Annotated in this window: 10 protein-coding genes and 1 tRNA gene; all 11 read left to right on the top strand. The window is 58.6% G+C overall.

Annotation, left to right across the window (positions count from 1 at the left end; translation table 11 throughout):
* Nucleotides 1–2: 2 nt before the first annotated feature.
* Entirely contained in the window at nucleotides 3–152 is a 150-nt protein-coding gene (gene rpmG / locus AC6I1V_RS10720; protein ID WP_302551326.1) for a 50S ribosomal protein L33, read from the top strand.
* 15 nt (nucleotides 153–167) lie between these two features.
* Nucleotides 168–244 (top strand) — tRNA-Trp (locus AC6I1V_RS10715).
* Between the two features lie 24 nt (nucleotides 245–268).
* On the top strand, nucleotides 269–511 hold the full coding sequence (secE, locus tag AC6I1V_RS10710; protein WP_005027873.1) for a preprotein translocase subunit SecE: 243 nt from the start codon (nucleotides 269–271) through the stop codon (nucleotides 509–511).
* Nucleotides 512–522: 11 nt separating this feature from the next.
* Nucleotides 523–1,212, top strand: coding sequence for a transcription termination/antitermination protein NusG (nusG, locus tag AC6I1V_RS10705; RefSeq protein ID WP_302551327.1), 690 nt, complete (start codon nucleotides 523–525; stop codon nucleotides 1,210–1,212).
* Between the two features lie 54 nt (nucleotides 1,213–1,266).
* On the top strand, nucleotides 1,267–1,689 hold the full coding sequence (rplK, locus tag AC6I1V_RS10700; protein WP_302551328.1) for a 50S ribosomal protein L11: 423 nt from the start codon (nucleotides 1,267–1,269) through the stop codon (nucleotides 1,687–1,689).
* A gap of 90 nt (nucleotides 1,690–1,779) precedes the next feature.
* A complete protein-coding gene (gene rplA / locus AC6I1V_RS10695; protein ID WP_302551329.1) occupies nucleotides 1,780–2,484 on the top strand; it encodes a 50S ribosomal protein L1 in 705 nt (234 codons plus the stop codon).
* 184 nt (nucleotides 2,485–2,668) lie between these two features.
* Nucleotides 2,669–3,187 carry a 50S ribosomal protein L10 gene (rplJ, locus tag AC6I1V_RS10690; protein ID WP_302551330.1) on the top strand — a complete coding sequence of 173 codons (519 nt, stop codon included), beginning with the start codon at nucleotides 2,669–2,671 and terminating at the stop codon, nucleotides 3,185–3,187.
* 45 nt (nucleotides 3,188–3,232) lie between these two features.
* Nucleotides 3,233–3,613: a 50S ribosomal protein L7/L12 gene (rplL, locus tag AC6I1V_RS10685; RefSeq protein WP_302551331.1), complete on the top strand. Its 381-nt coding sequence runs from the start codon at nucleotides 3,233–3,235 to the stop codon at nucleotides 3,611–3,613.
* Nucleotides 3,614–4,094: 481 nt separating this feature from the next.
* The gene (locus AC6I1V_RS10680) at nucleotides 4,095–4,559 is read left to right on the top strand and encodes a hypothetical protein (protein ID WP_497736987.1); all 465 of its coding nucleotides are present in this window, start codon (nucleotides 4,095–4,097) and stop codon (nucleotides 4,557–4,559) included.
* A gap of 267 nt (nucleotides 4,560–4,826) precedes the next feature.
* Complete coding sequence (rpoB, locus tag AC6I1V_RS10675; protein WP_486850360.1) at nucleotides 4,827–8,990, top strand: DNA-directed RNA polymerase subunit beta; 4,164 nt, start codon at nucleotides 4,827–4,829, stop codon at nucleotides 8,988–8,990.
* Between the two features lie 270 nt (nucleotides 8,991–9,260).
* Complete coding sequence (gene rpoC / locus AC6I1V_RS10670) at nucleotides 9,261–13,424, top strand: DNA-directed RNA polymerase subunit beta' (protein WP_302551429.1); 4,164 nt, start codon at nucleotides 9,261–9,263, stop codon at nucleotides 13,422–13,424.
* The last annotated feature ends 777 nt before the right edge of the window (nucleotides 13,425–14,201 follow it).

Raw genomic sequence — 14,201 nt, 5'->3', positions numbered from 1 at the left:
CCATGCGCGTCAACATCCTGCTCGCTTGCACCGAATGTAAGCGCCGCAATTACGCCACGGTCAAGAACAAGAAGAACACGACCGGACGTGTCGAACTGAAGAAGTTCTGCCCCTGGTGCAGAGCCCACACGGTTCACCGCGAAACCCGGTAGTGACTTCATAAACGCAGGGCAGTAGCTCTAACGGCTAGAGCGGCGGTCTCCAAAACCGCATGTTGGGGGTTCGAATCCCTCCTGCCCTGCCATTTTCATTTCTGCAGGAACGTATCATGACCAAGAAACCGACGACAGCACAAGAAGAAAAATCCGAAGGCATCGTTGCCAAGGCGAAAGCGTTCAGGAATTATCTTGAGCTGTCCAAGACTGAGCTTCGCAAGGTGACTTGGCCCACGGTCAAGGAAACCCGTACGACCAGTCTGGTGGTGTTGGCCTTCGTCGTTGTCATGGCGATCTTCCTCGGCGTTGTGGATCTCGGGCTCTCCAAACTCATCTCCTTCATTCTCGCCGCTTAATGGAGAAGCCCATGATCGAAGAAAACAACGCGTCCTCCGGGGCGGTCGAATCGTCTGCCCAGCAGTCCCAAGCAGAAGCAAAACCCGCGCAGTCAGAATTGACTGCGCAGGACATTTTGGCGGCTTCCACAGTTCAGACCGAGCTGAGCGCGGGGAATCAGGATACGGGGAAATCCCGCTGGTACATCGTGCATACCTACTCCGGCTTTGAACAGCGCGTAGAGGCCACCATCAAGGAAATGATGCGCAACGCCCAGGACAACGGCCTCATCCACGAGGTTGTGGTTCCGACCGAAAAGGTCATCGAACTGGGTAAAGGCGGTGCCAAGCGTACCACCACGCGTAAGTTTTATCCCGGTTACATTATGCTTCGCATGACCATGACCGATTTTTCATGGCACCTCGTGCAAAGCATTCCCAAAGTGACGGGATTTGTGGGCGGCAAAAATCGTCCCGCCCCCATGAAGGACGAGGAGGCGTCCCGTATCCTTTCCCTCATGGAAACCCGCCAGGAACAACCCCGTCCCAAGTTCAGCTTCGAGCGGGGCGACGACGTGCGCGTCATCGACGGGCCTTTCGGCGGCTTCAACGGCGTTGTTGAAGACGTGAACTACGACAAGGGCAAGCTTCGGGTGTCCGTGTCCATCTTCGGCAGACAGACTCCCGTGGAACTGGACTTCATTCAGGTTTCCAAGGGATAACGATTGCTTGCAGTCTGCGGCCCCATGTGCCGTATTAATAGAGGTTGAAAGACAATGGCCAAGAAAGAAGTTGCCAAAATCAAGTTGCAGATTCCCGCTGGCGCTGCGAACCCTTCGCCGCCGGTGGGTCCCGCCCTCGGTCAGCACGGCCTGAACATCATGCAGTTCTGCAAGGAGTTCAACGCCCGTACTATGGAACAGAAGGGTATGATCATTCCCGTGGTCATCACCGCTTATGCTGACCGTTCCTTCACCTTTATCACCAAGACCCCGCCGGCCGCCGTGCTGGTGATGAAAGCGGCCAAGGTGGAAAAGGGTTCGGGCGAACCCAACCGTACCAAGGTGGGCAGCATCACCATGCAGCAGGTTGAAGAGATCGCCAAGCTGAAGCTCCCCGATCTCAACGCCAACGGCTTGGAAGCCGCCGTCAAGTCCATCATGGGTACCGCCCGCAGCATGGGCATCGAGATCAAGTAAGGATCTCCGCCGCGTCAGTCGTACTGCCCTTCCTTACATCAAGGATTCGGCAGGAGATGTTGGAAGACCAGCTTTTGAAAGGATAGAGCAATGCCCTTCGGGAAAAAATATCGTAAGGCGGTAGAAGGCCTCGACCTCTCCCAGCGCTTCTCTGTAGAGGAAGCCGTGGAGAAGTCCCTCGGCGCTTCTTTCGCCAAGTTTGACGAAACTGTGGACGTGGCCATCGGCCTCGGCGTTGACCCCAAATATTCCGACCAGATGGTTCGCGGCGCCGTCTCCCTGCCTCACGGTTTGGGCAAGACCGTTCGTGTGGCCGTATTCTGTAAGGGCGAAAAGGAAGCCGAAGCCCGTGCCGCCGGTGCCGACATCGCCGGCGCTGAAGAGCTCGTCGCGAAAATCAAGGAAGGCTGGCTGGAATTTGACGCCGCCGTCGCCACCCCCGATGTCATGGCCCTCGTCGGTCAGGTCGGCCGTGTGCTCGGCCCCCGCGGTCTGATGCCCAACGCCAAGACCGGCACCGTGACTTTCGACGTCGCCACCGCCGTCAAGGAACTCAAGGCCGGGCGTGTTGACTTCAAGGTCGACAAGGCCGGCGTGCTCCACGCCCCCCTCGGCAAGGTTTCCTTCGGCCCCGAAAAGATCCTTGACAACCTCAAGGCGCTCGTCGAGACCGTGAACCGCCTGAAGCCTTCCGCGGCCAAGGGCACCTACATGAAGAACATGGCCATTTCCACCACTATGGGCCCCGGCTTTAAGGTGGACATGACCTTGATCAAAAAGTTCATCGAAGGCTAACACCCTTTGGGAACAAAAACGGCTCGTCAGGGCCGTTTTTGGCAATGGATTGGGAATTCGAGTCGAAGACGGCAGGTGGGGAAACCCTCAATGATGCCTGCTCAGACGCTTTCTTTGGCTCGGCTTTCCACTGCGAAGATTTTGGACAAATCTTCAAGCAACCCCTAACGTGAAGGAGATTCACGTGAATAGATCTGAAAAAGCTGCCCTGATTGCGCAGATTAAGGCGAAAGCCGACGCTGCCTCTTTTGTGGTAGTGACAGATTTCAAGGGGATGACGGTGGAAGAGCTGACGCGGCTCCGTGCGAAACTCTATGAGTGCGGCGGCGAATATCTCGTCGTCAAGAACACGTTGGCCCGCATCGCCCTCACCGATGGTATGCATGATTCCGTTAAGGACATGTTCAAGGAAAACTGCGGCATCGCCCTGGCCACTCAGGATCCGGTGGCGGTCGCCAAGGCGGTTTCCGAATTTGCCAAGACCAGCAAGCTGTTTACTGTTCGCCATGCCAGCCTTGAAGGCAAGGTGCTCTCCGCCGCCCAGGTGGACGCCCTCGCCAAGCTGCCCGGAAAGCAGGAACTCCTTGGTCAGGTTCTCGGCACCATGAACGCCGTGCCTACCAATTTCGTCTCCCTGTTCGCCAACATGGTTCGTCCTCTCATGTACGCCCTCAAGGCGATCGAAGAGAAAAAGGCTGCCTAGGCAACCCGTTAAACACCCAAGCCAAAGTCTCAAAGGAGCAATCCCATGGCCGTTACCAAAGAAGAAGTTGTTGAATTTATCGCTAACATGACCGTGCTCGAACTCTCCGAGTTCATCAAGGAACTCGAAGAAAAGTTCGGCGTGTCCGCTGCCGCTCCCGCCGCTGCCATGATGGTGGCCGCTCCCGCTGAAGCCGCTGCTCCCGTTGAAGAAAAGACCGAATTCGACGTCATCCTGAAGTCCGCCGGCGCCAACAAGATCGGCGTCATCAAGGTTGTCCGCGCTCTGACCGGCCTCGGCCTGAAGGAAGCCAAGGACAAGGTTGACGGCGCTCCCTCCACCCTGAAGGAAGCCGTGTCCAAGGAAGAAGCCGAAGAAGCCAAGAAGCAGCTGGTTGAAGCCGGCGCTGAAGTTGAAGTGAAGTAAGTTCACTTTATACGCGCTTTCAAAGGCGGTGAGGGTTTGTCCCTCGCCGCCTTTTGCATTGCACGGGTTGGCCCGGCGCTTGAAATCCCATGTGTTGCGGTTGAAGAAACAGAGGCAAGCCGGCGCACTGTTCAGCGCTTCCGCCAGTCCACGGAGGCTCCTCCCCACTCCGCCTCTTTCGGCGCGCAGCTTCCTTCCTTCCTTCCTTCCTTCCTTCCTTCCTTCCTTCCTTCCTTCCTTCCTTCCTTCCTTCCTTCCTTCCTTCCTCAGAAACAGCCCCCCCTGCCATCAGCATCAACAGCACCCATGCGAGCAGCCCGTAACCTTCACGGCATACCGTGAAGGCCAAACCTCCGCAAAGCAGGCCTGCAAGCCGATCGCAAGAGTGCAGCTCCCCAATCTCCCCCGCCGGAACGTCTTCTGAATACGGCATCGATGGAGGCTCCGAAAGCAAGCGGCCCCTCAGTGCGAGGAAAAAACGATGACCGGGCCGTCTCTACGTACCTCTTTGGCCGTTCCGGAACATTCGCGGGAAAGGGAAGAAGAAGAAGAAGAAGAAGAAGAAGAAGAAGAAGAAGAAGATGATGATGATGATGATGAGGAGGAGGAGGATGAGGATGATGATGAGGAGGAGGAGGACGCTTTCCGCCCGGTGTCGTCCGTTCACATCTTGGAACTGTCCCCCATGTACCTATTCCAAGATCGTTCCTTTTCCTCTATGGTGAAAGCCTCCTCGCGGCAAAGCGGAAGGAAGAGGGAGCCGCATGATGCCGCCTTTGGGCCTCCAGCACTAGACGGAAGCAGCCTGTCGCCCGTTTCAAAGTCCTTACAGGATGAACGGAGAAGCCTCGAAGAAAGGGAGGGACAGGCTCCCGGCAAGGAATTCCTTCCTCTCTTCCCCTTGGTTTGCCGCCTTGCCACTATTCAAAAACCATGCCCCAAATGAAGATTTTTTGCTTTACAAGAAAAAAAGCTTGCCTTTGTGACGATTCCTTTTTATCTTTTTGAATTCACGCGACACGAACCAGAGGTGGTATCTGTTCCAATTTTTTGAACTAACGCGGGTATCATCAGTCGACAGCAGCCCTCCGGATCTTCTGGAGGGTAACTATGTTGTCGACCTTGTTGCGTTTTTTATACATGATTGATTCCGAGAGCGCGCAACCCGGGCTCGCTCCGGCTTTTGCCGACCAACCTTCTCAGAGGTGAAATGATGGGTCAGCTTACCAAACAATTTGGCAAGATCAAGGTTGAGGTGGAGATTCCCCACCTGCTCAACCTGCAGGTGGACTCCTACCGGAAGTTCATGCAGGAGGGACGCACGGAACGTCTTCCTGATGAAGGTCTGGAAGGGGTCTTCCGTTCTGTCTTCCCAATCGAAGACTTCAACCGTACCGCCAGCCTCGAATTCGTCAGCTACGAAGTCGGTGAGCCCAAGTACGATCAGGCGGAATGCATCTCCAAAGGTCTTACCTACGAATCCCCGGTACGCATCAAGGTTCGCCTCGTCGTCTATGACGTCGATGACGAGACCGAGGCGCGTACTGTCCGCGATATCAAGGAACAGGACATCTATTTCGGCACCCTGCCCCTGATGACCGAAAAGGGAACCTTCATCATCAACGGGACCGAGCGCGTCATCGTCAACCAGTTACAGCGTTCCCCCGGCATCATCTTCGAGCACGACGGCGGCAAGACGCATACCAGCCGCAAGGTGCTCTACTCCTGCCGCGTCATCCCCATGCGCGGCTCGTGGCTCGACTTCGACTTCGACCACAAGGATATCCTCTACGTGCGCATCGACCGCCGCCGCAAGATGCCTGCCACGATCCTGCTCAAAGCCATGGGCATGAGCAAGACCGAAATCCTGGACTGCTTCTACAAGAAAGAAATCTACGAGCTTGAGGATGACGGCCGCGTCTCGTGGCACTTCAATCCTGAGCTGCACCGCAAGGAACCCGCCTTTGCCGACATCGTCGACAAGGAGGGCAACGTGCTGGTGAAGGCCGGCAAGCCCATCACCAAGCGCGCGTGGCGCCAGATGGAAGCCGCCGGCATCGAAAAGATCGAAGTGGCCCCCGAAACGCCGCTCGGCCTGTTCCTTGCCGAAGATCTGGTCGACAACGCCACCGGTGAAATCCTCGCCGAAGCCGCCGACGAAATCACCGCCGGCCTCCTTGATGCGTGCCGTGAAGCCGGGCTCACGACCATTTCCGCGCTGCATACCCGCGGCACCGACACCTCTTCCTCCATCCGCGACACCCTGGTGCAGGACAAGACGCCCACCATGGAAAAGGCGCAGGAAGAGATCTACCGCCGCCTGCGTCCGAGCTCCCCGCCGACCCCGGAAATCGCCGCGTCGTTCTTCGACAACCTGTTCCGCAACGGCGACTACTACGACCTGTCGCCCGTGGGCCGCTACAAGCTCAACCAGCGCCTCAACAAGACCGATCACGCCGACCTGCGCACCCTTGCCGACGACGACATCCTTGACGCCATCAAGGTGCTTGTCCAGTTGAAGGACAGCCACGGCCCCGCCGACGACATCGACCATCTCGGCAACCGCCGCGTGCGTCTCGTGGGCGAGCTGGTGGAAAACCAGTACCGCATCGGCCTCGTGCGCATGGAACGCGCCATCAAGGAACGGATGAGCATTCAGGAAGTGGCGACGCTCATGCCCCACGACCTGATCAATCCGAAGCCCGTGGCCGCCGTGCTCAAGGAATTCTTCGGCACCTCGCAGCTGTCGCAGTTCATGGACCAGACCAACTCCCTCTCGGAAGTCACGCACAAGCGCCGCCTTTCCGCTCTGGGCCCCGGCGGTCTGACCCGCGAACGCGCCGGTTTTGAAGTCCGAGACGTCCATGTGTCGCACTATGGCCGCATCTGCCCCATCGAAACGCCCGAAGGCCCGAACATTGGCCTGATCGTCTCCCTGACGACCTACGCCAAGGTGAACGACTACGGCTTCATCGAGACGCCGTACCGCGTCATCCGCGACGGCTACATGACCGACGAGTTCGTGCACCTCGACGCTTCCCGCGAAACGGGCCATGTCATTGCGCAGGCCAACGCCGCCGTCGATGCCGACCGCCGTCTTGTGGACGACTACGTCACCGCCCGCGTGGGCGACGACGTGCTCATGGCCGCCCGTGAGGAAATCACCCTCATGGACATTTCGCCGAGCCAGATGGTGTCCATCTCCGCCGCGCTGATCCCGTTCCTCGAACACGACGACGCCAACCGCGCGCTCATGGGCTCGAACATGCAGCGTCAGGCCGTGCCCCTGCTCCGTTCCGAACGCCCCCTTGTGGGCACCGGCATGGAAGTGGACGTGGCCCGCGACTCCGGCGCGTGCATCCTCGCGGAAGGCTCCGGCGTGGTTCACTATGCCGACGCCAACCGCATCATCGTGGCCTATGACGATCCCGCGCTGTACCCCAATATGGGCGGCGTGCGCGCCTACGATCTGCTGAAGTTCCACAAGTCGAACCAGAACTCCTGCTTCGGGCAGGTGCCCTCCTGCGTGCCCGGCCAGATCGTGAAGAAGGGCGACGTGCTCGCCGACGGCCCCGCCATCCATGACGGCGGGCTCGCCCTCGGCAAGAACATGCTCATCGCCTTCATGCCGTGGTGCGGCTACAACTACGAAGACTCCGTCCTCATCTCCGAACGTGTGGTGAAGGAAGACATCTACACTTCCGTCCACATCGAAGAGTTTGAAGTCGTAGCCCGTGACACCAAGCTGGGGCCGGAAGAAATCACCCGCGACATTCCCAACGTGGGCGAAGAAATGCTGCGTAACCTCGACGAGAGCGGCATCATCCGCATCGGCGCGCCCGTGAAGCCTGAGGACATCCTCGTCGGCAAGATCACGCCCAAGGGCGAAACGCAGCTCACCCCGGAAGAAAAGCTCCTGCGCGCCATCTTCGGCGACAAGGCCCGCGACGTGAAGAACACGTCCCTCAAGGTTCCGCCGGGAGTTGAAGGCACGGTCATCGATGTGAAGGTGTTCAACCGCCGCTCCGGCGAAAAGGACGAACGCACCAAGAACATTGAGGACTATGAAATCAGCCGCCTCGACGCCAAGGAACAGGATCACATCCGCGCCATTACGCGCCGGATGCGTGAGCGCCTGCTCCCCATCGTCGGCGGCAAGCAGATCGCCACAAGCCTCCTCGGTGACAAGAAGGGCGAAGTGCTGGCCGAAGCCGGCGCCGCCATGACCGAAGAGCTGCTCATGGCCCTGCCGATCAAGAAGCTGGCCGATCTGTTCCAGAGCAAGGAAGTCAACGAAAACGTCGGCGAACTGCTGGCGCAGTACGATCACCAGATCGAATACATCAAGTCGATCTACGACTCCAAGCGCGAAAAGGTCACGGAAGGGGACGACCTGCCCCCCGGCGTGATCAAGATGGTCAAGGTTCACATCGCCATCAAGCGCAAGCTGTCCGTGGGCGACAAGATGGCCGGCCGCCACGGGAACAAGGGTGTCGTCTCCCGCATCCTGCCGGAAGAGGACATGCCCTTCTTTGCCGACGGTCGCCCCGTGGACATCGTGCTGAACCCCCTCGGCGTGCCTTCCCGTATGAACATCGGCCAGATCATGGAAGTGCATCTCGGCTGGGCCGCCCGCGAACTGGGCCGCCAGCTCGCGGAAATGGTTGACAAGGGCACCGCCCTCCAGTCCGTGCGCGACGAGGTGAAGGACATCTTCGCTTCGCCGGAAATCTCCGCCGAAGTGGATGCGATGGACGACGAGGAATTCCGCAAGTCCGTCCTGAAGCTGCGCAACGGCATCATCACGTACACCCCGGTGTTCGACGGCGCCGAAGAATCGGAAATCTGGAACTGGCTGTCCCGCGCCGGCCTCGACGACGACGGCAAGTCCGTCCTCTATGACGGGCGCACGGGTGAGAAGCTGGAGAACCGCGTGACCACCGGCGTCATGTACTACCTCAAGCTGCACCACCTCGTTGACGAAAAGATCCACGCCCGCTCCACCGGCCCCTACTCCCTCGTCACCCAGCAGCCGCTGGGCGGCAAGGCGCAGTTCGGCGGCCAGCGCCTTGGGGAAATGGAAGTGTGGGCCCTCGAAGCCTACGGCGCTTCCTACCTGTTGCAGGAATTCCTTACCGTCAAGTCGGACGACGTGACGGGGCGCGTGAAGATGTACGAGAAGATCGTCAAGGGCGACAACTTCCTTGAAGCCGGGCTCCCTGAGTCCTTCAACGTCTTGGTCAAGGAACTCATGTCCCTCGGCCTCAACGTCACCCTCCATCAGGAGGAAGGCAAGAAGAGGCCCAAGCGCGTCGGCTTCGCCGAAGAGGAACACCAGCAGTACCTGCAACAGCAGCAGGACATGGCTGACGAATAGATACCATCGCGGGGAAGGGAGAGCCCTTTCATGAAGAAAGCCTTTCCTTTCCCCGCACCCCTCCCCTTTCTCTCCTGAATTTTTTGTGCCGGGCCAGCCCCCGGAACGGAAGAAGGAAGGAAGCGGAGGCCCTCCCAGTTAAGAGACCCTTCATTACGTCCAACCCTCAAGACAGCGGTTTTGAGGGGGTGGGGGTAGGGTTCGGAAACGGGGGTTCGTTACGGATCGCCATTTCTCCGAAGCCTGGCCCGCAAAAGGGAGTACATATATATGAGTCTTGACGATCTCTTCTCGGTTCGCAGCTCGGCTGCCGCCAATGCGAGCCAAATCCGCAATCTGAAAGCCATTCAGATTTCCATCGCCTCGCCGGAGAATATCCGCGAATGGTCCTACGGCGAAGTCAAGAAGCCGGAGACCATCAACTACCGCACGTTCAAGCCCGAACGCGACGGCCTGTTCTGCGCGAAGATCTTCGGCCCCGTGAAGGACTACGAATGCAACTGCGGCAAGTACAAACGCATGAAGCACCGCGGCATCGTCTGCGAAAAGTGCGGCGTTGAAGTCATTGCCTCCAAGGTGCGCCGCGAACGCATGGGCCATATCGAACTGGCCGCGCCCGTCGCCCATATCTGGTTCCTCAAGACCCTGCCCTCCAAGATCGGCACCCTGCTCGACATGACCATGGCCGATCTGGAAAAGGTGCTCTATTTCGACTCGTACATCGTGCTCGATCCCGGCAGCACCAACCTCCAGAAGATGCAGGTCATCTCCGAGGATCAGTACCTCCAGATCATCGACCATTTCGGTGAGGACGCCCTCACCGTGGGCATGGGCGCGGAATCCATCCGCGGCCTGCTCGAAGAGCTGAACCTTGAGGAAATCAAGGTGATGCTGCGCGAAGAGTCGCAGACCACCAAGTCCCAGACCAAAAAGAAGAAGCTCACCAAGCGCCTCAAGGTCGTGGAAGCGTTCCTCGAATCCGGCAACCGCCCCGAATGGATGATCCTCGAAGTCATCCCGGTCATTCCGCCGGAACTGCGCCCCCTCGTCCCGCTCGACGGCGGCCGTTTCGCCACCTCCGACCTGAACGACCTCTACCGCCGCGTGATCAACCGCAACAACCGCCTGAAGCGCCTGATGGAGCTCGGGGCCCCCGACATCATCATCCGCAACGAAAAGCGTATGCTGCAGGAAGCCGTGGACGCCCTGTTCGACAACGGCCGCCGCGGGCGCGCCATCGCCGGCACCAACGGACGCCCCCTGAAGTCCTTGTCCGACATGATCAAGGGCAAGCAGGGCCGTTTCCGCCAGAACCTGCTCGGCAAGCGCGTCGACTACTCCGGCCGTTCCGTCATCGTCGTGGGCCCGTACCTGAAGCTCCATCAGTGCGGCCTGCCCAAGAAAATGGCGCTTGAGCTCTTCAAGCCCTTCATCTATTCCGAACTTGAGAAAAGAGGCCACGCCTCCACCATCAAGAGCGCGAAAAAGATGGTGGAGCGCGAAGAACTGGTCGTGTGGGATATCCTGGCCGACGTGGTCAAGGAATACCCGGTTCTTCTGAACCGCGCCCCTACGCTGCACCGCCTCGGCATCCAGGCCTTTGAGCCGCTGCTCGTCGAAGGCAAGGCCATCCAGCTTCACCCGCTCGTCTGCTCCGCCTACAACGCGGACTTCGACGGCGACCAGATGGCCGTGCACATCCCGCTGTCGGTGGAAGCGCAGATCGAATGCCGCGTGCTCATGATGAGCACCAACAACATCCTGTCGCCCGCCAACGGGACGCCCGTCATCGTGCCTTCCCAGGACATGGTTCTCGGCCTGTATTACATGACCGTGGAACGTTCCTTTGAAAAGGGCGAAGGCATGATCTTCTGCGCCCCGTGGGAAGTGGAAGCCGCCCTCGACGCCAATCAGGTCAGCATGCACGCCCGCATCAAGGTGCGCATGGAAGACGGCAAGCTCACCGACACCACGCCCGGCCGCATCCTCGTGTGGCGCGGCCTGCCCGCCGGCATCAAGTTTGAAAACGTCAACCTTGTGTTGACCAAGAAGAACATCGCCAAGCTGGTGGACAGCGCCTACCGCGACGCCGGGGTCAAGGCGTGCGTCATCCTCTGCGACCGCATCAAGGCCATCGGGTACGAATACGCGACCCGTTCCGGCATCAGCATCGGCGTGAAGGACATGCTGATCCCCGACTCCAAGAAGCGCATCATTGATGCCGCTTCCGCCGAAGTGGACAACATCGAAAGCCAGTACCGCGACGGCATCATCACCCGTACGGAAAAATACAACAAGGTCGTTGACGTTTGGACCAAGGCCACGCAGGACGTATCCGCGGAAATGAACAAGGAAATCTCCACGGATATCCTGACTGACCCGAAGACCGGCAAGCAGGAGGCCAACCTCAGCTTCAACCCGATCTTCATGATGTCCAATTCGGGCGCCCGAGGCAACGCCGACCAGATGCGCCAGCTCGCCGGCATGCGCGGCCTTATGGCCAAGCCCTCCGGCGAAATCATCGAAACCCCGATCACCGCGAGCTTCCGTGAAGGCCTGACGGTGCTCCAGTACTTCACCTCCACGCACGGCGCCCGTAAGGGCCTCGCGGACACCGCCCTCAAAACGGCGAACTCCGGTTACCTGACCCGCCGCCTCGTGGACGTGGTGCAGGACGTCATCGTCTCCGAGCACGACTGCGGCACCGTCGACGGCATCGAAATCCGCGCCATCAAGGACGGCGGCGAAGTCAAGCAGAAGCTGTCCGAGCGCGCGCTCGGCCGTGTGCTGCTCTACCCGGTGTATGATCCCGCCACGGGCGACCTGCTCTATCCCGAAAACACCCTGATCGACGAACCCGTCGCCAAGGTGTTGGATCAGAAGGGCATCAACTCCGTGATGATCCGCTCCGCGCTGACCTGCCAGTCCGAACGCGGCATCTGCTCGCTGTGCTACGGGCGCGACCTTGCCCGCCGCCACCTCGTCAACATCGGCGAGACGGTCGGCATCATCGCGGCGCAGTCCATCGGCGAGCCCGGCACGCAGCTCACCATGCGTACCTTCCACATCGGCGGTACGGCGTCCAAGGAAATCGAACGCTCGAATTTCGAGGCGCAGCATGACGGCCGCGTGGTGCTCACCCGCGTGAAGGAAATCAAGAACCGTGAAGGCATCGCCCAGGTGCTCGGCAAGAGCGGGCAGATCGCCATCATCGACGAGCAGGGCCGCGAAGTGGAACGCTACACGCTTCCCAACGGCGCGCGCCTGCACGTCACGGACGGGCAGTCCGTCAGCAACGGCCAGATCCTTGCCGAATGGGACCCGTTCAACGAACCCTTCGTCTCGGAAGTCGACGGCTTCATCAAGTTTACCGACCTCGTGGACGGCAAGACCTATCAGGAAAAGCTGGACGAAGCCACGCACCAGGCTTCCATGACCATCATCGAATACCGTACGACGAGCTTCCGCCCGTCCATTTCGGTCTGCGATGAAAACGGCGATCCCAAGCTGCGCGGCGCGGGCCAGCTCCCCGCGGTCTACAGCCTCCCCGTCGGCGCGATCATCATGGTCAAGGACGGCGAGCAGGTGCTCGCGGGCGACATCATCGCCCGTAAGCCCCGCGAAACCTCCAAGACCCGCGACATCGTGGGTGGTCTTCCGCGAGTCGCCGAGCTGTTTGAAGTCCGCAAGCCCAAGGATATGGCCGTGGTTTCCGAAATCGCGGGCACCGTCTCCTTCGCGGGCGAAGCCAAGGGCAAGCGCAAGCTCATCGTCACGCCGGAAGTGGGCGAATCCAAGGAATACCTGGTGCCCAAGGGCAAGCACATCACCGTGTCCGACGGCGACTTCGTCGAATGCGGCGACCTGCTGACCGAAGGCAACCCCGAACTGCACGACATCCTGCGCACCAAGGGCGAGAAGTACCTCGCCGCCTATCTGGTGGACGAAATCCAGGAAGTGTACCGCTTCCAGGGCGTGGGCATCGACGACAAGCACATCGAAGTCATCGTACGCCAGATGCTCCGCAAGGTGACCGTCACCGAGCCGGGCGGAACGAGCTTCCTCGTGGGCGAGCAGGTCGACAAGGCCGAGTTCAAGGCCGAAAACCAGAAGGCCATGGCCGAGGGACGTTCCCCCGCCACCGCCGAACCGCTGGTTCTCGGCATCACGCAGGCGTCTTTGACCACCTCGTCCTTCATCTCGGCGGCCTCCTTCCAGGAAACCACCAAGGTGCTCACCGAGGCGGCCCTCAAGGGCAAGATGGACTACCTGCGCGGCCTCAAGGAAAACGTCATCGTCGGCCGCCTCATCCCCGCCGGGACGGGCTACCGCGAATACGTGGATCAGGACATCACTGTCCCGGATCAGAAGGAACGCCCCGACCGCTTCCTTGACGAGCTCAGCGGCAACCCGATCATTGCCGATCTGGACTAGCAAAAACAATTTGGCCCCTCAGTGGGGAGCAATCCCTTTGAGGGGCCAAACAGATCAAACACAAATCCCGCAACCGGTACATCCGGCTGCGGGGTTTATGTTTATCCTGACTGGAACGGGGCTCTTATTTTCCCACTTAGGTCGTGTCGTCAATTTTATAATCTATTAAAACTATTAATTATTTTTTTAAATAACAAGGCTGTGTTCAATTTTACGGTTGATGATTTTTTCAATGAAAATCAATAGATAAAAGTTCATTCCACGTCTAGTGGTGTGGGCCTCTCTCATTTTTTGTTCATTACATGAAATCCAGTTTTGAAGAATTGTTGCGAGACCTCCAGATAATTTCCAAAGAACTCTTCCTTTCCAGTTGGAATCTTGTATCAACCACAAACTTAAACACAGCCAATAACAAAAAATAATTTCAAATAATTATACATAAGACAACAACACAGCCTAGGAAAATCACCAAAGAAAAAGCTTGGCGGATAGTCCCCTTATGTTTTTGATAGGCGGCCTTACGGCGAAGGCTTGCTGTTTATTTTGAAGGCCCTGTCATAGTACGTGGTTGTTTCATCTCTACAGCACGGTGAAAGTACAGCCTTTTCTCCAGTTTTCCCCTTGGCGGACTTCATGGCTGAGGCATTTTGTTGGTTATTCACTTGGAACGTCATAGAAAAAGGCATCAACCTTTTTCTATGACACAGCCATTTTGAAAGGCTGTGCCCTAGGCCGTGTCGTCAATTAGATATAATCCACTGAAATCATTTAACTATT

Source organism: Bilophila sp. T19-St14 (genome assembly GCF_059728385.1).
Note: the sequence above shows the minus strand (reverse complement) of the source record. Positions and strands in the feature narration are given on the sequence as shown.